This window comes from Bacillus sp. AFS029637 (assembly GCF_002584985.1).
Classification (GTDB): Bacteria; Bacillota; Bacilli; order Bacillales; family Bacillaceae_G; genus Bacillus_A.
In genome coordinates, this window is sequence record NZ_NUPZ01000041.1 from 34,408 (window position 1) to 54,860 (window position 20,453).

22 protein-coding genes and 2 pseudogenes are annotated in these 20,453 nt (G+C 31.5%); 20 read left to right on the forward strand and 4 right to left on the reverse strand.

The genetic code is table 11. The annotated features are described in order from the left end of the window. Window positions 1-112 precede the first annotated feature (112 nt). From COE49_RS22655 to COE49_RS22680, 6 genes are all read left to right on the forward strand, one after another. Complete coding sequence (locus tag COE49_RS22655; RefSeq protein ID WP_240522806.1) at window positions 113-745, forward strand: VanZ family protein; 633 nt, start codon at window positions 113-115, stop codon at window positions 743-745. A gap of 87 nt (window positions 746-832) precedes the next feature. Further along, a complete protein-coding gene (locus tag COE49_RS22660) occupies window positions 833-1,339 on the forward strand; it encodes a DUF3189 family protein (protein ID WP_088229356.1) in 507 nt (168 codons plus the stop codon). A 200-nt stretch (window positions 1,340-1,539) separates the two neighbouring features. After that, window positions 1,540-2,346 carry a DegV family protein gene (locus tag COE49_RS22665; RefSeq protein ID WP_088229355.1) on the forward strand — a complete coding sequence of 269 codons (807 nt, stop codon included), beginning with the start codon at window positions 1,540-1,542 and terminating at the stop codon, window positions 2,344-2,346. A 366-nt stretch (window positions 2,347-2,712) separates the two neighbouring features. Then, a complete protein-coding gene (locus COE49_RS22670; RefSeq protein WP_088229925.1) occupies window positions 2,713-2,928 on the forward strand; it encodes a hypothetical protein in 216 nt (71 codons plus the stop codon). A 246-nt stretch (window positions 2,929-3,174) separates the two neighbouring features. Beyond that, window positions 3,175-4,398: a MerR family transcriptional regulator gene (locus tag COE49_RS22675; RefSeq protein ID WP_098840977.1), complete on the forward strand. Its 1,224-nt coding sequence runs from the start codon at window positions 3,175-3,177 to the stop codon at window positions 4,396-4,398. Window positions 4,399-4,512: 114 nt separating this feature from the next. Beyond that, on the forward strand, window positions 4,513-5,808 hold the full coding sequence (locus COE49_RS22680; RefSeq protein ID WP_088229353.1) for an MFS transporter: 1,296 nt from the start codon (window positions 4,513-4,515) through the stop codon (window positions 5,806-5,808). A 55-nt stretch (window positions 5,809-5,863) separates the two neighbouring features. On the opposite strand, the gene COE49_RS22685 is transcribed toward COE49_RS22680, so the two are convergent. Together COE49_RS22685 and COE49_RS22695 are read right to left on the reverse strand one after the other, a co-directional pair. Next, entirely contained in the window at window positions 5,864-6,580 is a 717-nt protein-coding gene (locus COE49_RS22685) for a hypothetical protein (protein ID WP_140417263.1), read from the reverse strand. 813 nt (window positions 6,581-7,393) lie between these two features. Beyond that, the gene (locus tag COE49_RS22695; protein ID WP_088229351.1) at window positions 7,394-7,855 is read right to left on the reverse strand and encodes a DUF2306 domain-containing protein; all 462 of its coding nucleotides are present in this window, start codon (window positions 7,853-7,855) and stop codon (window positions 7,394-7,396) included. Window positions 7,856-8,014: 159 nt separating this feature from the next. Between COE49_RS22695 and COE49_RS22700 the strand changes: the two genes are divergently transcribed. Continuing rightward, window positions 8,015-8,545: a DUF4269 domain-containing protein gene (locus tag COE49_RS22700; RefSeq protein ID WP_088229350.1), complete on the forward strand. Its 531-nt coding sequence runs from the start codon at window positions 8,015-8,017 to the stop codon at window positions 8,543-8,545. 45 nt (window positions 8,546-8,590) lie between these two features. On the opposite strand, the gene pdxR is transcribed toward COE49_RS22700, so the two are convergent. Then, window positions 8,591-10,024: a MocR-like pyridoxine biosynthesis transcription factor PdxR gene (gene pdxR / locus COE49_RS22705; RefSeq protein ID WP_098946110.1), complete on the reverse strand. Its 1,434-nt coding sequence runs from the start codon at window positions 10,022-10,024 to the stop codon at window positions 8,591-8,593. 153 nt (window positions 10,025-10,177) lie between these two features. On the opposite strand from pdxR, the gene COE49_RS22710 reads away from it, so the two are divergent. From COE49_RS22710 to COE49_RS22765, 12 genes and pseudogenes are all read left to right on the forward strand, one after another. Continuing rightward, the gene (locus COE49_RS22710; RefSeq protein ID WP_088229348.1) at window positions 10,178-11,089 is read left to right on the forward strand and encodes a DMT family transporter; all 912 of its coding nucleotides are present in this window, start codon (window positions 10,178-10,180) and stop codon (window positions 11,087-11,089) included. Between the two features lie 110 nt (window positions 11,090-11,199). Next, complete coding sequence (locus COE49_RS22715; RefSeq protein WP_098252058.1) at window positions 11,200-11,658, forward strand: GNAT family N-acetyltransferase; 459 nt, start codon at window positions 11,200-11,202, stop codon at window positions 11,656-11,658. A gap of 30 nt (window positions 11,659-11,688) precedes the next feature. Continuing rightward, a pseudogene (locus tag COE49_RS22720) lies at window positions 11,689-11,784 on the forward strand (cytochrome C biogenesis protein); the annotation flags it as partial. Between the two features lie 36 nt (window positions 11,785-11,820). After that, a complete protein-coding gene (locus COE49_RS22725; RefSeq protein WP_088229346.1) occupies window positions 11,821-12,267 on the forward strand; it encodes an NUDIX domain-containing protein in 447 nt (148 codons plus the stop codon). 182 nt (window positions 12,268-12,449) lie between these two features. Beyond that, window positions 12,450-12,716 carry a heterocycloanthracin/sonorensin family bacteriocin gene (locus tag COE49_RS22730; RefSeq protein ID WP_140417262.1) on the forward strand — a complete coding sequence of 89 codons (267 nt, stop codon included), beginning with the start codon at window positions 12,450-12,452 and terminating at the stop codon, window positions 12,714-12,716. Between the two features lie 101 nt (window positions 12,717-12,817). Then, on the forward strand, window positions 12,818-13,834 hold the full coding sequence (locus tag COE49_RS22735; RefSeq protein ID WP_098946111.1) for a serine hydrolase domain-containing protein: 1,017 nt from the start codon (window positions 12,818-12,820) through the stop codon (window positions 13,832-13,834). Window positions 13,835-13,865: 31 nt separating this feature from the next. Then, the gene (locus COE49_RS27710; protein WP_088229343.1) at window positions 13,866-14,009 is read left to right on the forward strand and encodes a hypothetical protein; all 144 of its coding nucleotides are present in this window, start codon (window positions 13,866-13,868) and stop codon (window positions 14,007-14,009) included. A 278-nt stretch (window positions 14,010-14,287) separates the two neighbouring features. Then, complete coding sequence (locus COE49_RS22745; protein ID WP_088229342.1) at window positions 14,288-15,496, forward strand: L-lactate MFS transporter; 1,209 nt, start codon at window positions 14,288-14,290, stop codon at window positions 15,494-15,496. A gap of 133 nt (window positions 15,497-15,629) precedes the next feature. Then, window positions 15,630-16,046, forward strand: coding sequence for a GNAT family N-acetyltransferase (locus COE49_RS22750; protein WP_098252059.1), 417 nt, complete (start codon window positions 15,630-15,632; stop codon window positions 16,044-16,046). Window positions 16,047-16,237: 191 nt separating this feature from the next. Further along, window positions 16,238-16,681: an NUDIX hydrolase gene (locus COE49_RS22755; RefSeq protein ID WP_098252060.1), complete on the forward strand. Its 444-nt coding sequence runs from the start codon at window positions 16,238-16,240 to the stop codon at window positions 16,679-16,681. 30 nt (window positions 16,682-16,711) lie between these two features. Further along, window positions 16,712-17,640, forward strand: a pseudogene (dnaN, locus tag COE49_RS22760) (DNA polymerase III subunit beta). Between the two features lie 22 nt (window positions 17,641-17,662). Then, the gene (locus COE49_RS22765) at window positions 17,663-18,184 is read left to right on the forward strand and encodes an NUDIX hydrolase (protein ID WP_088229339.1); all 522 of its coding nucleotides are present in this window, start codon (window positions 17,663-17,665) and stop codon (window positions 18,182-18,184) included. Window positions 18,185-18,303: 119 nt separating this feature from the next. Here the strand turns inward: COE49_RS22765 and COE49_RS22770 are convergent, their stop codons facing one another. Next, a complete protein-coding gene (locus COE49_RS22770; protein ID WP_088229338.1) occupies window positions 18,304-19,266 on the reverse strand; it encodes an MBL fold metallo-hydrolase in 963 nt (320 codons plus the stop codon). 296 nt (window positions 19,267-19,562) lie between these two features. Between COE49_RS22770 and COE49_RS22775 the strand changes: the two genes are divergently transcribed. Next, window positions 19,563-20,333, forward strand: a complete 771-nt coding sequence (locus tag COE49_RS22775) for an LAGLIDADG family homing endonuclease (protein ID WP_098357699.1) — start codon at window positions 19,563-19,565, stop codon at window positions 20,331-20,333. Window positions 20,334-20,453 lie beyond the last annotated feature (120 nt).

The window sequence follows — 20,453 nt, forward strand, 5'->3', positions numbered from 1 at the left end:
GAGATAATAAAATACAAATTTATAAACATAAAAACATTTAATTAATCAAATTTACAGATTAATGGTTTTTCGGTAATATAAAAATAATAATATGAAGGGGTGTGTTAACAGTTTGCATATGATCAACGGAAGTTTGTTTATCATTTTGGGGATTATCTGTTATTTGATAGTACGAATTATATTAATTGGAGTAATAAGTAAAGAACGTATAAATTGGTGGACAGAATTAATTTGTTGTCTATTCGCAGTATATATTTGTATGGTTGTTGCCGTAACCCTATTTCCTTTACCAATTGGTTTTCCTTCTAGTGCCGAAAATCTAAGTCGTTCAGTTAATGTTATCCCTTTTGCATCAATTATTAAAGATATCAATCAAATTGGAAGTGCTTATGATGGGGATGCTTTATTTATGATTGCTTTAATCATAAGGAATGTAGGAGGTAATATTTTATTATTAATGCCTTTAGGATTTTTAGCACCAATCATATGGGGTACATATAAAAAGATCAAAAATACTATTTTATTAGGATTTGCTGTATCAGTTAGTATTGAATTATTACAATTACTTGAGTCTTTATTTAGTGGATGGGGACGTATTACTGATATTGATGATGTAATTTGCAATGTTCTAGGCTCTATTTTTGGATATTATGTTTATAAAGTTTTTTTAAAGTTAGTTACTAAATGTAACATTCAAATGTTAGAGAAAAATAATACTAATAATGTGAAATGTATTGATAAATAAAATTGAAAATAAATTCATCCCGTGTTTAACAATACTGTGAACGGTAATACTAATTAACATTGAACTTTTACAACAAGGGATGATAATATGATATTCATTTACACAGACTTCGGTGGAACACATACAACATCACTCGCTGCAGCTTATCATTTGAATAAATTACCAACCGATCGTAAGTTGACGAAAGAAGAAATTTTAAATGTAGATTACTTTAATAAATTGAAAACAGAAGATATGGGGAAAATTATTTTTCATGGAATAGACGAAAATGGTCATCCTGTTTATACGATTGGATGTGGCGCATCAAAAGTCGTGGTACCTGCGATGAAGCATTTAGGAGAGATTCTGCAAAAACACTATCAAAGTCATGAAAAGATTATTTTTTCTAATACATCACCAACAGTGCCTATTCCAATGACTTTTGGGGGGTTGTTTTCTAGAAGATTCCATATCGACTTTATCGGCGTACCGTTACTCGTATGGGGAGCGAAAATTTGCTGTGATAATATACAAAGGTTAGTCAGTTATACAAAAGAAGCTGGGCGATTGACGAATGATTATGTTGTAATTTTAGATAATGAAACCTTTAAATAGTACGTTTTAAAAAGAAAATTGGGCGAATGCTTTAATTTTCTTTTTTAATTTATGAAAAAGACAAGAAATAGTCACATTTGATATACATCTACTATAGCCAAAACAATAAAGTCCTGTTACTATTACAGGGATATTCTCTTTTCATAACATAAATATATAGAAAAATTAGAAAAGAGGAATTGAATTAAGGGAGGAACAACATGAAGCGTGTTGCTTGGATTACTGATAGTACAACTGCGGGTTTTATAACAGAAGGAGATAACTTTGTTATTCCAATTGAAGTTATTATTGATGGGGTGTCGTACAAAGATTGTGAAGAAGGTGTACGTGAACGCGTCTATGCTGCGTTAAACGAAGGTAAAACTGTCACTACATCACAACCTAACATTGGGGAAATGGTTGAGTTATTTACGAAATGTAAAGAAGAATATGAAGAAGGATTTGCAGTTGCTATTAGCGGAAAAGTAAGTGGAACTTATCAAAATATGAAACTTGCTGCAGAAATGGCAGGGTTCCCTTTAACAGTGCTAGATAGTGAATCGACCAGTTATCCAATGGATGAACTAATTAGAAAAGCGAAATCGTTATACAATGATGGTATGACTTTACAAGATATACACAAAACATTAATAGATGAAAAAAGAAGACCTTTTTATGTATTTCCAAAGAGCTTAAAAGGTTTATATGCAAGCGGTCGTGTAAAAGGCGTACAATTTTTACTTGGAAGTTTATTAAGTGTCAATTTAATATTAGAAGTAAAAGGTGGAGAACTTTTACTTGAAAAAAAAGTTCGTAAAATCCAAAAATGTAGAGAGTACATTAAAAGTGAACTTGAAAAAGAGTTACCTAAAGTACTTCATATGTTCCATGCCAATGATAAGGATGGAGCGGAAGAATGGATTTCAGATATTAGACAAGCATTCCCTGAAATGGATTTTAAATTATATCCATTACCAATCTCATTTGCTGTTCATGCGGGTGAAGGAACAATAGCAATTAGTTATTAAAGTAAACCCGTGGATTATTCACGGGTTTTTTATTTGATTAATACGAAAGTAGGGACCAGCCACATGCCCATGTCACTACCTATACCTGCTTCCTAAAACAATTAATATTCTCACATAGTGATTAAGATGAAATGAGTGGTTATTCAAATCGTACCAGTATGAAGACCTTCGGAATTAAAAAAGTTCTATAAATTTGACAATGAATATCATTTTCATTTAATATGAAATCGTCACATTTAATTGGACATTATTTTTGTGGAAAAATTTTACTTTTTTATTAGTGTAATAGATTCCCGTTAGGGTGTCACTGTCAAGAACTATCACGGGATTTTTATGAATTTAAACGCAGGAAGGGATAAAATAAAAATGAACTGGAAAAAAGGCGGATTATGGATTATTATTTTTTTCATTGTAAAAGGTACGATTTCTACCCTTTTAATTGTTACAGGTGCTAAATATTTTGATTTATCATTTATACAAATTTTAGTACTAATACTGATTTTATTACTGATTTCTCTTACATCTCGTAAATTACTTTATAGACATAAACAAACTAAAAAGCAAAAAGAGATAAATATATAATAAAGCCCCAGAAACCTTTGGATTTCTGGGGTTTTACTTTGGTTACACAAGTAATACCATCATTTGATGCGGATTAGTCAACCTTAGGGTCATTAACTATAAGGTTTCTAAAACAAACTAGTGAACCAAATCTATTTGTCGGTTTATTTAATTTGCGCTACAAATAATCTTGTATAGAGAGATAAAAGGATTTTTATAAATAAAAAAGAAGTATATATAAACAAATACATAAATGGTAGTGATAGTATGAAAATCAGTAAGTTTGCAGAAGTAAATAATGTAAGTGTAGATACGATTAGACATTATTTAGACCTCGGGCTCATTATTCCTGAAAAAAGGGGAGGCCACTATTTTTTTGATGAGTATTGTCAAAAAGATATAGAACTTATTTTAGAGTACAAATGGCTAGGATTTAGCTTAAATGAAATTAAAGAACTGTTTCTTTATAAAAATTTAGGGAAATCTATTGATTACGAAAAAGATACTTTATATCAATCCTTATTTAAATTGAAATATGAAAAGATTGAACAGGAAATAAAAGGTTTAGAGGAAAGAAAAGATAAATTAAAAGAAACTTTAAGTAATTTATCTATAACAAATGAAATTTCAAATTCAGTTTTAGGGATAGATTTAAAAGTACTTATTTTGTTTACATGTTTTAAGTGTAGCGGAAATTTAACTCTTGAAGATGGCATAATAAATAAGAATCAAATTATTGAAGGAAAGTTAATTTGTAGTTGTGGTGAAGAATACGCGATTACTTCCGGAATTTTAACAGCTGGTAAATCATTTAAAGAGTATGAAAAAACATCACTTAAAGATTCTATTTCGGATTATATTTATGAAACAGATAGTACTTTTTTGGAGAATATACAAAGAGGCGGAGAATGGGCGAAAAAGAAACTAATGCAGCTAGATTTGAATAACAAGATACTACTTGATTTAGGATCGGGCCTTGGGTTCTTTTTACGAAATATTTATGAAGAGTTACCAGAGAATTGCTTATATATAGCTGTTGATCGAGATTTGAATAAACTTTCATTTTTAAAAGATGTAATTGAAAAAAGAAATCCGAAAAAAAATATTCTTTTTATTTGCGCTGATTTTTTAAATATACCTATTCAGAATGATTCTGTTGATATTGTAATTGATCAGTCTGGTACAAGTAATTATAGTTTTGAGCATAAAGATTTTTTATTGTACATGTTAAATTCCCTTTTTAAACCAGATTGTTATTTATTAAGTTCATTTATTTTATTTAATAAATTCAGCATAAATAGCCAAATTCCACCTGGATTTCGAGATAATTTTATTTCTTCAAAAGTTAAGAAAGCAATCAAAAAGCTACAGTTTCATTCCATTGATGAAAGAACTTCTAAAAATTTGGAACGGGGCGGGAAGTATGAAAATTTCTTTGTTCAAGGAGAGGAAATTTATATATATTCATTTTTCGGAAGAAGATGGGGTTAACCCCATCTTCTATTTATTTTCCCTCAAAAAATTTCTAATAGTACATATTGCTATCGGGTTGACCCAAGTACTTACAATGTACGTAATACAAAATTAAACAGAGAGGAAAAAATTATGGGGAATTTACAATTACATTTAGAAAATAAAAAAATCAACCAAGAACTAAGAAACATTTGTTTATATTCCATTGCGAAAACAGTATCTATATTTGGTAGCTCTATTTATAGTTTTGCATTAGGATTATATGTTTTACAAATAACTGGATCAGCATTAAACTTCGCGATTACGCTCATATTAGGAACGATTCCAATGATTATAATGAATCCATTTGCTGGCGTAATCGCAGATAAGGTTGATAAAAAGAAATTGGTTGTTTATATGGATCTGCTTAATGGAGGGGTGTTAATCTCAGTTTATATATTTAGCAGTAATTTTGGATTAAATTTATTTATTATTTATGCTACTACATTTCTTATTACTGTATTTACAACATTTTTTGGGATAGGATTAGAATCTGCAAAACCCAATATTGTTTCTAAAGAGCGGTTAATGAGTATTAATTCTATAAGCAAAATAATTGATTCCGTTTCTTTGATTCTCGGTCCTATGTTAGGTGGCATTGTTTTTGCTGTCTTAAATATAAAAACTTTTATAATAATAAACGGTATTTCATTCATCCTTTCAAGCATATTTATAATGTTTATTCGCTTTAAATTATTCGAGCATAACACAAATGAGGAATGTTTAATAAAAGAAATTAATTTTATTAAAGATATAAAAGAAGGGTATTCTTACTTAATTAAGAAAGAGACTTTAAAGAATACGTTTAGTATTTTAATTGCACTTAATTTCTTCTTAGGGTTTGCTGTAACGGTTCCTTTACCATATATAATACACACGGTTCTCAATCTCAGTTCGAATCAATTCGGTATAATCCAAGGGACTTTTCCAATAGGAATGATAGTTGGTGCAATATTAGTAAAAAAGATAACTGATCGTTTTTCTTATTCTTATCTTTTGAAAAAAATAAGTTTTACGTTGGGGATTTTTATGATAGTTTCAGGAATTCCTGTTTTATTTAGAAGTATTGAAGTAAATAACTTTGTATACGTTTCTATATATTGTGTGAGTATGTTCTTTTTAGGGCTAATGATAGCACTAATTGATATCCCATTAATTTATTTCATGCAAAAAGAGGTTCCTGATGAATATAGGGGAAGGGTACTTAGTATCGGAATAAGTATAGGTAAAATGATGCAGCCAATAGCACTGGCAGTATCAGGTTTATTATTAAATTATGTTCCAGCTTATACGTTACCTATTGCAGGAGGGATAGTATTTCTTATTTTGAATGAGGCTTACTCAAATAAGTTGAATTTAGAACTTCATTCAAAAGATTATAGTGCTTAACATAATTAAATGATATTGTTTCATATTTAAAAAGCGCAGGTTTCCCTGCGCTTTTCTATCGTAATTCAGCGGTTTTTCTAATTACAATTTTATCAATATCATCTTCTTCATCACCAATAAATAACCCTCGTTCTTTTAAATACGCTTCAAAATATAAATCTGCTTCTGCACGTTCATCATACGGTTTTACTGATAGAACGAAACCTAATTTATTTTGTTCTTCTAAATGAGAAGTGGAGATGTAGGCCGGTACGTTGTGGCGTAAAAAGAGTTCTTTAACTGGAATAATCATATCTTTCATTAATTTCGTTAACATACCCATTTCAAACTCGAAATTAAAGCGATCTATACTAGATAAATCAGCGAATACTACACCGATAAAACCCGTATTAAATACTTCTTGATATTCTACATCTTCATCATGGCCGCCGTAAAAGTTTTTTTCGATTAAATAATTTACAAAATAAGCAACGCCATCACTTTGTTCAAATGGTTTCGTTGAAAGAACGAAACCAATTTTCTTTTGTTTATGTAAGTACACACATGACATGTATGCTGAAATATTATGTTCTTTAAATAGGGAACTCGTTGCCCCGGAGAGGCCATCTAAAACATGATGAACGATTTGGAGTTTTTTACGAGCGAAGTAATAGGATTTCTTTTGTAACTCCAATGTATCAATAAAGACAGAGCCAATAAAGCCTGTATTTGAAATAATAGGTGTTTGCTTTTTTCTTCCTCTGCGCTTTGCTTGAGCCATTGTAAAAATCATCCCTTCATGTACAATTAAAATAAAAAGAACATTTGTTCGTATATTTATATTTTACTATTAAAACGCTCTAAAGTAAAGGGTTTTTGATGAAAAAAACAACAAAAAAGGCACCTGTAAAAGGTGCCTTAAACGCTGTAGGGAAGAGGGTTCATCCCAACTATTTATATTATGATACAGAAACAATCTCTTCTGTATCTTCTACATCTAAATGACAGTCCATAGTACGAACATCTTGATCTTCATGACTTCCGAAATAAATAGTAATTTTCATATGTATCGCTCCTTTATTCTAGGAATACCTAAAATAATTACTAGTAATGTTAATATTTATTATATACCACTTTTTTCATTCCGACAACGTTATATCATTTTTAATTCTTTCATACTATAACGTGTCATATAAAGGGGGTAAAAAGGGCGTTTTCAAAGAATAAGTAAAATTCCCTCTATGTTATATTTAATATAGAGGATATTAAATCATTACTTTCTGTGAAAGGGGAACAATCGTAATTGATGATCTGCAGGAAGTAAAAAACTAATCTTAAACTATAATGGTGTAATGATCAATAAACCAATACAAGTACCTACAGGCATGAAAATGATAGTTCGTCATCCAGATGGTAACATCATTGAATACATAGAGCCGATATTGAAATGAAATCCGAAAAAGAATCCAATACTTTTATTGGATTCTTTTTATTTAGCGCTAAATGACTAACTTAAAGCAATACGATTTTGACTTTATTAATAAAATATTACATTGGGTATATTTTTTATAATGATAATCAGTAAGTAATCAAAATGTAATTAATTTTAACTACGCTTTTTATATTTTTTTGATACACTAGCTACGAGAGGAATTCCGATTAAGGTAGGTAAAAACCAAAACCATATTGGCGGAAGCAAATTTAAAATGGGAATATGAATGCCGATGTTTACTAATAGTGCGGTAACAGCACCGATATAGGAGCCTAACATTCCCCTAATATGGTGGTGGAGCCAATTTTTCCAACGCTTTTTTCTTGCAAGGTAACCATAAATCGCAAATGAATAAGAAAAAATTGCTACATAGAATAAATATGCGATTTTATCCCAGTTGATAATGGATAGTATTATTGCAGTAATTGTGACAACAACGTAGGATGCATGATATATTTCGCCCCATTCCGTATGCTTCCCTTTCTTTTTTTGAGCAACCATCGCTATAATACCGGTAATTAAGCAGATCGTGCCAAATAGTATGTGGATGATCAAAAGAATATTGAAAATACCCATATTTATTTCTCCTTTTTATTTTTATAGTATTGCAGTATAGGAGAAAAGTTGAAAAATATAGTTAGTTCGGCTTAATTTATTGAAATAAAGGTACTCCTAGAACAAATTTTTCTTGAATTTAGTGAGACACGTATTACGTGAAATGAAGGAGAGACTTCAATGTTTACATCTATTACATATTTACAATCTGGGAATGACAAGCAACAACAAGTATATAATGTTTTAAATAAACTAAACATAATGGAGGATTTATCTTTATATAGTCCAGTTCTTTGCGGGACAATCCCTATTAGAATTGATACTCCTCAATCTGACTTAGATATTGTAATGGAAGTACATCACTTTAATGCTTTTGAACAAGAAATGAGATCTTTATATGGTTCTTATGAAGGGTTCAAAATAAAAAAGAAAAAAATTAAAAATACCGAATCGATAAAGGTGAATTTTAAATTTGAAGGTTTTGAATTTGAATTATTTGCTCAACCTAAGCCAGTGCGTAACCAAAATGCATATAAACATATGATTGTAGAACACATGCTGTTAATGCAGCATCCATATATAAGAGAAAAAATAATCCACTTGAAGGAACAAGGTTTAAAAACTGAAACAGCTTTTGCTCAAGTATTAAAAATTAACGGAGATCCTTATGAAGAACTTATTTTATTGGGGCAAGAAATGAGATTGTGGTAAATAAGACACATAAAAACTCCTCTATAGATAAATGAGGAGTTTTTGTTATGCCATTAACTTACGGATTAATCCGCTTAATAGTTTAATTCCGTTAGTGATTTGTTCTGAAGTAGCATATCCATATGATAAACGTATGCATTGATCTGATTTTTCTTCATAAATACGTCCAGGGTTTAAAAGAAGACCTTTTGATAGTGCCTCTGAAAATAGTTTCTTCATCGGAATGTTAGGTACAATCTTTATCCATATAAAAACTCCGCCAGTAGGAACGTCCCAAGTGGCAATGTCTGTACAATACTCATTTAAAGCTTGTATCATCATTAGTCTTCGTTTTTTAAGGTGAATTCTTACATTTGCTACATGATCCTCATAAAATCCTTTATTTATCCATTCAGCAGCAACTCTTTGAGATAAAGAGCTAGACCCATAGTCAGTTTGCATTTTTATATCTGATAATCTATCAATTACAGGTTCTGGCCCGATAATCCACCCAATTCTAAGTCCAGGGGTAAGTGTTTTAGAAAGACTGCCAATATATAATACATGTCCGTGTTTATCCATTGATTTTAATGGTACTGGTGGTTGTTCATCAATCCATAATTCACGGTAAATATCGTCTTCGATGATAGGTAACTGTTCTTTCTCGCATATTTTTAATATTTCTTTCCGTCGCTCTTTAGACATTAATATCCCTGTTGGATTTTGAAAGCAAGGAATAGAATATAAAATATTTTGCTTTTGACTGTATTTAATTCGTTTTAATAAGTCGCTAGGTAAAATACCGTGATGGTCCATTGATATACCAGATAGGTGTATATTTGCTGATTGAAATACATGAAGTGAATATAAGTAAGAAGGTTGTTCAAGTAAAACAGTTGACTCTCTATGTAAAAGACCAATTGAAATTAATTGTAATGCTTGTAGTGCACCAGAGACGATTAATATAGAATTAGGCGATACATGTATTCCGAATGTTTTTACGTATGTACTTATTGCTTCACGTAATGGATAAAACCCTTTTTGTTCCTCGTATCCGAAATAATCTAATTCTGTGCTTACGTTCTTCATAATAGCCTGCATAGTTTCTATCGGGAAAAGATCAGGTGAAAGTTCGCCTTTACTAAGCTGGATAAGTTTTTTATTTGCTTCTGCTTCATTTATTTCTCGTACCATTAATTTGCTGGGTTTATGGATACCAGCTTTTACATACTCACTCCAATCGGGAGGAGGGTTCGTCGCTAACAATGACCATGTATTATTCGTTACAATTGTTCCTACTCCGATTTGTCCTTGAATTAAGCCATCCGCCATAATTTCATCTAGCGCAGTTATTACAGTACTCCGATTTACATGAAATAATTTTGCTAACTGCCGTTGACTAGGAATCTTACTTCCAATTGGCCATTCTCCATTTTCAATTTTTTCTTTTATATAGTCTACAATTTGCTGATATTTGGGCGTTTTTTTATGAGTTTTCATGTGAAAAATCTCCCTCTTTTATTTAAAAGTTGAAAAGTGGTTGGTTTTTTCAATAAATAACTGGTTGAAGACATTGTAGCAACTATTAAATATGATGAAAAGAAATAATTGGTAATTTGAAAATGGTTGGTTTATTAGGGAGGGAGAAAAAACATGCATAATAAAAAGTGGGATTTACGCATTATATGTGCTCATACTTTAACCATTCTTATATGGGGAACTGCTTTTCCGGCAATTCGTAGGGGGCTTGAATCTTATACACCTGAGCATTTGACTTTACTACGTTTATTAATTGCTTCATTTATACTTCTTTTGTTCTCCTTTATATATAAGTTACGGCTACCTGATTTAAAAGATATCCCAGCAATTTTTATGTTCGGTGCTTTAGGGTTTACTATTTATCATATTGCATTAAACTACGGCGAAAAAACAGTAAATGCTGGATCTGCAAGTTTAATTGTTTCAGTCACACCTATAGTAACGGCAATTATTGCTTTTGTTTTTTTGAATGAAAAAATGAAATTAAATGGATGGATCGGTGGGGTAATTAGTTTTATAGGGATTGCATTCATATCGTTCAGCCAAGGAGATTCTATTCAGTTAAAAAGTGGAGGGTTATTTATATTATTAGCAGCCGTTTCAGAAAGCCTATTTTTCGTTTTCCAAACATCTTACTTAAAAAAGTACGGCTTCTTGCCATTTACCATATATACAATTTTATCTAGTACGGTATGTATGCTTATTTTCTTACCGGGAATTTATCAAGAAATACTAGCAGCTCCTCTTGAAGTTAATTTGAGCGTTATATATTTAGGCTTATTTCCAACAGTACTCCCGTATATTGCATTGGCATATATTATATCTCATGCTGGTGCTTCCGAGGCAACAAGTTCTCTATATTTAACGCCAGTAACTGCGTGTTTTATAGCTTGGGTATGGTTAGGTGAAGTACCTACTTTTATTTCGGTAGTTGGTGGGGTAATTACTATACTTGGAGTTTTAATAGCACATGTATCATTAAAGAAAGATATTCGAAGTGAAAAGTACAGCAATATTAATGGATAGATTTTTTTAAGAAGTGATAATTCAACACATTTCTTAAAATCAAGAAACAGGGAATTATTTTACAGCGTTGAATATAAAAATATATCCTCTTAATAAAGGAGCTTACAATATTGAATATCCACTTAAAGGTTGTTACGAGAGAGAATTGGAGAGATGCATTAAATTTACAAGTTAAAAAAGAGCAAAGAAACTTTGTTCCATCAGTAGCAGTTTCACTTGCTAAAGTATATATAAAACCAGATGGTGACAATGTAGAGTACGTACCATTTGCGATATATGACGGCGACCATATGGTTGGTTTTATTATGCATGCTTTTGCAAGAGAAACAACTGATATGTATTGGATAAACGGATTTATTATCGATCAAAAGCAGCAAGGTAATGGTTATGGAAAAGCAGCATTACAAGAAAGTATTTATTTAATAAAAAATACAAGTATGGCGTGTAAAGAAATTAGATTAACAGTACATAAAGATAATATCTCTGCAAAGAAACTATATGAACGTTATGGTTTTCAATCATTGGGACATGATTATGATGGTGAAGAAGTATATCGTTTATTCGTTTAACTTTTGTTAAGTAAAGGCGTGAAATAAAACATGTACTTTACAGAAGTGAAAATCGAAGTATGTATTCCTGAAGAATACATTTCATTATTACGAGATGAATTAAATAAAGTCGACACTTGTAAAACGTGCTATTTTAAATTGAATGACTAGGAGGAATATAGATTGAAAAGCAAATTCCATCATATTGTACGGGCTGTCATGATAAAAGATGAAAAATTGCTAGTTGCTGAATACATCGGATATCATTATTTTTTACCAGGTGGTCATGTTGAAGTTGGCGAATCAGCTGAGAATGCATTAATAAGAGAACTACGAGAAGAACTCGGAGTAAATTGTAGTATAAAACAATTTTTAGGAGTCATAGAAAACCAATGGCAAGATCGAGAAGTTCTTCACCATGAAATCAATCATATTTTTGAGATAGATTCACAAGAGTTACATATTGAATTCATACCGAAATCTAAAGAATCTCATTTAGCGTTTCACTGGATAGATTATAATCAAGAAGCTTTAAATGATTATAAAATCATGCCAGCACCTTCAGTTAAAGAGTTACTAGAAAGAAAATTAAGTGATGAACTACTAAACTGTTGGATTAGCAATTTTTAAACGCCTCTATCAATAGTAAATCCGTCCGCCAAAAGGAAAGTAAGAAAATAGGCTAAAAAACAAGGTACATCACCTAGAGTAAGTTCATATTTTGTTGATGTACGCATTTAGTCTATAGCCTTGTTTCTATATTAATTTTAATATTTGGACGGAATTTATATTTATAAATGGAGGGTTTCGTAATGAATCAGTTTCAACAAGAACTACAATCATTAAACCTAAATGATTATCAGTCTGGTAATGTTGTGTATTGGGATCAACAACAAAATCAATATCCATATTACTACATTCAGGACGATGCACGTCGCTGCGGTGGATGTGGCGGTTGTGGTGGACGCTGTGGTGGTTGTGGCGGCAGATGCGGCGGTTGTGCAGGTCGTTGCGGTGGATGTATAGGTTGCGCTGGATGTTTCAGCTGCTTTAATTGCTGGAACTGGTGGTTTATTTAATTGTAGTAAATCACTAATATTTCATATGAAAGAAAGGCGTAAATACTAGTTTATGCTTTTCTTTCATACTGTGATTTTTATGCGTATTAAGGAGGATTTATTTGTATACATATGATAAGTTGATCTCTTGGGTAGAGAATATAAAAGAAAAAAATCATAGTTCTGCTACAGCACTTTGTATTATAAAGGATAACAAAATTGTACTAGAGCATTATAGTGGATACCATTCAAATACATCTAAAAGTAAAAAGGTAACAGCATCTTCTCAGTTTAACGTTGCTTCTACGAGAAAAAGTTATTTAGGATTAATGGTAGCGTATGCGCTTTACGAGGGGAAAATAAACTCTATTGAGGACGAGGCGATACAATATTTTAAAGACTTCAATCCTTTATTACTTGGTAAAACAACGATAAGACATTTAGTAACTCACTCGCATGGCTTAACGGAAACGGATGACGGGACAATTTTTCGTGAATTTGAACCCGGACAAGCTTGGGCGTATAGAGATATTAATGTAAGAATGATGACACGTCTTATTTATCAGCTATATAACAAAAGTTTTCCTGAATTGTTAAAAGAGCGTGTGTTTAAACCTGCTAAATTCCAAGAAACAGGATGGAGAATTCAGCAAGATGAAAATTTAGTTAAAGTTGTTAATAATCCAAATGAAGCCGCGATTAGCGAAGTGGGTACAGTAGATGATGGTACTGAAAAAAATCTGTTTGTCTCAGCTAGAGAGTTTGCATGTTGGGGTAACCTCCATTTAAATCAAGGTATGATAAATAGTAAACAAATTGTTCCAAAAGAAGTTATAAAAATTGCTACCAGCTTGCAGAGTCCAAATTATAAAAATAATGAATTACCACAAAACGGGTTGTTTTGGTTCGTTCAAAATGAACCTGCACAATTAAGTGAAATTGGTGAACGTGTTCCAAAAGGTTCGTATCAAATATTAGGAATTACTGGACCAACCATTTTAGTGATACCTGAATATAATGTAGTTGTTGCAAAAATGTACAATAAAAGGTTTAATTACGGCGGTGATAATTATTTATATTATTTACGTGAATTTAGCAATTTAGTCGCAGATACATTTAGTAGCGGTAATAGGGCATAATTACTCCTATAACAAAAAGGAGTGATATAACGTGAAAGAAAATGTAAGCAAAAATAAAAAGAAAAATATAAAAGATGTAACTACAGAGCAAAATGCGATTTATAGCGACCCAAAAGACGCAGCAAACATGCAGACGGTACCGCAGCCGAAGGATTTTGATGAAATTGAATATTAATTTCTTATCCGACTATATGATGAATTAAAAATACATCTCAAGTCCCATTACATGTAAGAAATCATTTGGTAATATATACATAAGCATTTGAAAATGTCTTATCTTAACAAAGCTTTCTTTAAATATATCTGATATAACCTGCAAAAAGGCACTTCATTATGAAGTGTCTTTTTGTGTATATGAAATTAATTACCATTTTTCGTACAGTATCTTGCATTTTATCGTGGATATACTAACTATGAAAATTCATGTCATGATAAAAGAAGGGGACAGTACGTATGAAACAAACATCTATAAATCCGTTGCTAATTGTTCTAGGTACAATCATTGTTCAAATTGGCCTAGGAACAATTTATACATGGAGTTTATTTAATCAACCCCTTGTAAGTAAGTTTGGATGGAATCTCAATTCAGTCGCGATTACTTTCTCTATTACGAGTTTTTCTTTATCATTTTCAACTCTATTTGCAGGAAAGCTACAACAAAAATTTGGTCTTCGTAAACTTATCGCTACTGCAGGAATTGTTTTAGGACTCGGTTTAATACTTAGTTCACAAGTTTCCTCATTACCATTACTTTATTTATTGGCCGGTGTTGTCGTTGGATATGCTGATGGAACAGCATATATTACATCACTATCTAATTTAATTAAATGGTTTCCAAACCGTAAAGGGCTTATTTCTGGTATATCTGTTTCAGCATATGGAATGGGGAGTTTAATCTTTAGATATATAAATGGTAATCTTATCGATAGTCTTGGTGTATCACAAGCATTTTTATATTGGGGTATTATCGTTTTACTTTTAGTATTGATTGGATCGTTCTTCTTACGTGAAGCAATTGTAAGCAACACGGTAACAGAAACATTACACAATGATTATACGCCACGTGAAATGATGAAAACGAAACAAGTATATTTCTTGTTTTTCATGCTATTTACGTCGTGTATGGGTGGATTGTATTTAATCGGGATGGTAAAAGATATCGGAGTCCAGCTCGTTGGTCTTAGTGCAGCAACTGCTGCTAACGCCGTCGCTATGATTGCAATTTTTAATACAATAGGTAGAATCATCCTTGGAACGTTATCAGATAAAATAGGTCGATTAAAAATTGTCTCGGCAACGTTTATTGTTATAGGATTGTCAGTCTTTACACTAAGTTTTATCCCACTAAATTACGGGATATATTTCGCTTGTGTAGCAAGCGTTGCTTTTTGTTTCGGTGGTAACATCACAATATTCCCAGCCATTGTTGGTGATTTCTTCGGTTTAAAAAACCATAGTACAAATTACGGTATCGTATACCAAGGTTTTGGATTTGGTGCACTTGCAGGTTCATTTATTGGTGCACTACTTGGAGGGTTTCAGCCAACCTTCATAACAATTGGTGTTTTATGTGTGATCTCTTTCATCATTTCTATTTTAATCCGTCCGCCAAGTGCAGAAACGAAAAAGGATTCAAATCAGTTACATCGGAAAATAGCTTGATTTTAAAAAGAGTCCTTATGCTAGGGCTCTTTTTCACTACAACGTAAACTTTGCTCCGTAAATTGATCAGTAAAGACAGGACAATACAATTATGAAATGGAATAAATAAAATAAAAGGAGCGTGATATTAAAAGTGGAAATAGTACAGCAATGGATTAAAGAAGATAGTGATTACATACGAGAAAAAGTAATTGAATATAATCAAAAACATCTTTCAGATGACGAAAAAGACCCTTCAGAGCAGGTTAGTTTTATAGTTAGAAACGAAAAAGAAGAAATAGTAGGAGGGATAACAGCAATAACCTTTTGGCATCATGTACATGTTGATTTCCTGTGGGTTTCTGAAGAATACAGACATGAAGGGTACGGAAGCGAATTAATAAAGCGTATTGAAGAATTTGCAATCGAGAAAGGATGTAGGCTCATCAACTTAGATACCTTTAGTTTCCAGGCTCCTGATTTTTATAAAAAGCATGGATATAAAGTAATTGGGATAAGTGAAGATCATCCGAAAGGGCATAATCATTATTATTTAGAAAAAAGATTATAAAGTGTGTAGTATTAAAAAATAAAAAGACCGTACTTTGGATAACCTTTTCAAAATAAGGTCTTTTTTATATGTAGCAGACGTTACTTATAGCGATAAATGAAGGGTTTAGTTAATTTATATATCGAAACGAGGAAATGATACAATAATATAAATATAGAAAATTCCTTTTATTAAAATTAGAGGAGGTACGTATGAAAAAAGTCAATGTTACATACGCGCTTTTGTACGATAAAGCTAACGAAAAGATCTTGATGGTAAAAAACAAAGGGAAAAATGGTTCTTATTACACACTACCAGGCGGTGCGGTTAAATTCGGGGAAACGTTAGAAGAGGCAGTAATTCGAGAAGTGAAAGAAGAAACAGGACTACATATATCTGTAAACGGGATTTGCTCTATCAGCGAAGCCTTTTTCGAGGAGAGAGACCATCACGCCATTTTCTTTAATTTTTCAGGCGAGATAATCGGCGGAGAGACATATATATCCCGGCCAAAAGAAATTGAAGAGATTACTTGGATGGAGCTTCATATAGCAGCACCGTATTTACGTATACCAGAACATTTACTAGACATTTTACAAAAGAAAGAAACAGTACCGTACTTTTTTAACGGAACAATCGTTCATCAATCTACATAAAAATATCATTTCATATAAGGCGGGGGAAAAATGGAGTTTATCGTTAATCATAAACACTTCACTCAAGCACTTTCAGAAGTAAGTAAAGCTATATCGACAAAAGCTTTAATTCCTATATTATCTGGTATCAAAATAACAGCAGATCAATCTGGAATTACTTTAATCGCGAGTAATTCGAATATTTTTATCGAGAAATTCATCCCTATTTCAATCGAAGACGAACAAATTACAACTATCTTAAAGAACAATTAATTGAAGTGTTTAAACAAACTGTTTTTGCAGTGGCTAAAAATGAATCTAGACCCGTTCTTACCGGCGTACATATAGAGTTAGATCATAATAAATTAATTTGTGCTGCAACTGACTCGCATAGACTTGCTATACGTGAAACACTAGTTTCTACAAATGTGAAGGCAAACTGTATAGTACCTAGTTCAACTATTAGTGAACTACTTAAATTAATGAATAGTAATTCGAAACTCGTATATATCTATTTTTCAGAGAGTCATATTGTTTTTACATTCGGCACAACTACGTTATATTCAAGACTAATTGAAGGGAAATATCCTAATATATCTAGTCTCATTCCAAATGAATTTCAAACGGTTATTCACATAGATAGAAAAAAGATTTTACAAGGCGTAGATCGATCGAGTTTATTAGCAAGTGAATGGGCAAATAACAATGTAAACTTAGAAATCATCAACGAATCCACTATTAAAATCTATTCTAACGACTCTCAAGTTGGTAAAATAGCTGAAACACAACAAATAGATGTGATTCAAGGTGAAACACAATTAAATATATCTTTCGATGGACGATTTATGGTCGATGCTTTAAGGGTAATAAAAGAAGAAACCGTCACTTTAAGTTTTGGTGGTTCAATGAGACCGATATTAATTGAAGCAGGTGAGCAATCTGCAGCAGTTCATCTTATATCACCAGTGAGAGCTTATTAGGAACGAAGGAAGGAACTACATTATGTACAAGTACACTTTATGTTTCATTAAAAGAAATGAAGAAATACTTATGCTAAATAGAGAATATGATCCTGTAAAAGGATTATGGAACGGGGTAGGTGGGAAGATAGAACCAGGAGAATCGCCTTTAGAAAATGCGATTCGTGAAATAAAAGAAGAGACAAGTATAGATGTTAAGCAAAATCAAATTCAATTTAAAGGAATTATTAAGTGGGAGGACTCTTCATACTCTGGTGGCATGTATATTTATGTAGTAGCACTACCGTCTGAATTTACATATGACACACCTAAAAAAGTATCCGAAGGGATTTTAGACTGGAAAAATGTGTCCTGGATATTAAGCGACTATAATTACGGTGTAGGAGAGATGTTACCAAAATTATTACCTGAAGTCCTACATAATGAATTAATATTAGAACACAATTTTGTTTTATCTAATCAAAAATTAATAGATTACAGGAATGAAGAATTGGTTAAGCAGGACGGTTCGATAGATGATATACATAACTTAATTAATACATAAACGAAACTGTCATTATAATTTGTAATCTAAAAACGTTTGAGGAAATAGAATGAAAAAATTAAATACAGAATAAAGAGCGAATCCCTAATAAAAAGGTTCGCTCTTTATTACATTTATAATTAAACTTCACGCCACCAAGCTGCTGAGGGATAATCCGTAGATTTTAACGTAATAGATTCACCGATTTGCGGCGTTGCAATATTAACTCCTAAACGTTTTGCTTCTTTCGTAACACGTTCAATAGGATCACTCCATTCATGTAATGCTAATGTAAAAGCACCCCAATGAATCGGAAGTAGTAATTCTCCTTTAACGTCAATATGAGCTTGTACCGTTTCTTCTGGCAACATATGAATAGCAGACCAGCGTGTATCATATTGCCCACATTCCATTAATGTAAGATCGAATGGACCATATTTATCACCAATTTCTTTAAAGTGAGGCGCATATCCGCTATCACCACTAAAGAAGACTTTAGTTTCTTGACCGAGAATAAGCCATGAACACCATAACGAACGATCTCTATCTGTCATACTTCGTCCAGAAAAATGTCTTGCAGGAGCGCATACCAACTTAATATTATCAAACATAATTTCATCCCACCAATTATGTTCACTAATTTTACTAGGTGAAACACCCCATTTAATAAGATATTGTGCAACTCCATTCGGAACATAAAAATGCTTTGCACGATCTTTTAATTGCATAATACTTTTATAATTTAAATGATCATAGTGATTATGAGAAATGATAATCGCATCAATTTCTTGAAGATCTTCACGTTCTAAAGAAAACGTACCACTATAACGTTTGCTATTAAAAACAGGAAATGGGGAAGAGGCATCGCCAAGCATAGGATCTAATAACAGTTTTTTACCTTCTATTTTTAAAAGAGACGCAGAATGACCAAACCACGTAACACTCTCTAAAGACTCATTATTTTTATTTGATAAAACAATAGGTAAATTTTTCATAGGACGCAGCTTAGTTTTCATTTTAAAGTAATCAGTCATTAAACCTATAATATCTTTCGGTTTAAAACTTACATCAGTGTGAATTTGATTAATATATTTCTTTTTCATTCGTTCTCCTTTTTACGTTTAACAATGTACGTATGTTGTTATTGTAGCTATTTGTAGTGTAAACTATATCATTTTATCTTTCATCTTAAATGCAGTACATTTCATAAATTCGTCAAATTCATTGCTCGTATATATAAAATGATCTTTATTCAGCAGCAGATAAAGTCAATATTAAGTAAATGTAAATTGTTTTAATTGAGTAAATTCCTTCTTAAAAGTAACTAAGAACATATGTTTCGTTGTATGTTAAAGAAGAAAATATGTCTCTAATTAGTAAAAGAGAGGAGAGAATGTAAGTGCAAATACAGAAAAAAAAGAATTCAAAATGTAAACTATCAAAACCTGAAATCATTCATCTGTATGGAGAAGGGAAGAGCACCTCAGAAATCGCTATACTTGCTAATGTGTCTGCTAGGTATATTCGTATGGTTTTAACAGACAGTAACGTTCCAAGGCGTGCTATAGGGAGTTGGAAGAGAAAGTATGACATATCAGAAGATTATTTTAAAACGTGGTCAAATAATATGGCATATATATTAGGGTTTATAGTAGCAGATGGTGTTATACAGAAGGAAAATCAATGTGTCAGTATATCTCAAAAAGAAAGTTACATTTTAGAAGATATAAAACAAGAACTAAACACCAACCAGCCACTATATCAAAATAAAAAAACAGGCGTATATATGCTAAACATTAATAGCAAAACAATAAAAAACGATCTTATGAACATACACGGAATCATGCCATGTAAATCATTTAACATCGAATTTCCTTTCGTACCAGAAGAATATTTACATCATTTTGTTCGTGGGTATTTTGATGGAGATGGTCATGTAAACTCCCATAAATATTTTGTTAGCTTTGTTGGAGGATCGTATAATTTTATGAATTCTTTTAAAGATATCCTTGAGGATAATAAATTCAAATTAAGTTTTGTTGATAAAGAAAGACAATATCGTATATACCTAAGTGGTAAAAATAATGTTAATAAATTTTCACAGTGGATTTATAAAGATAAAGGTTTACATTTAAAGCGTAAATATAATATTTTTCAACAAAAAGAATAATTGTAATGATAATCAAATCATACACGAGCAAGTTCAATTATATATAAAATTTAAATTCAAAATGAAGTATTAATCGAAATCAAAGTAATTGCTGTAGAAAGCTAATTATAAATATAGTTT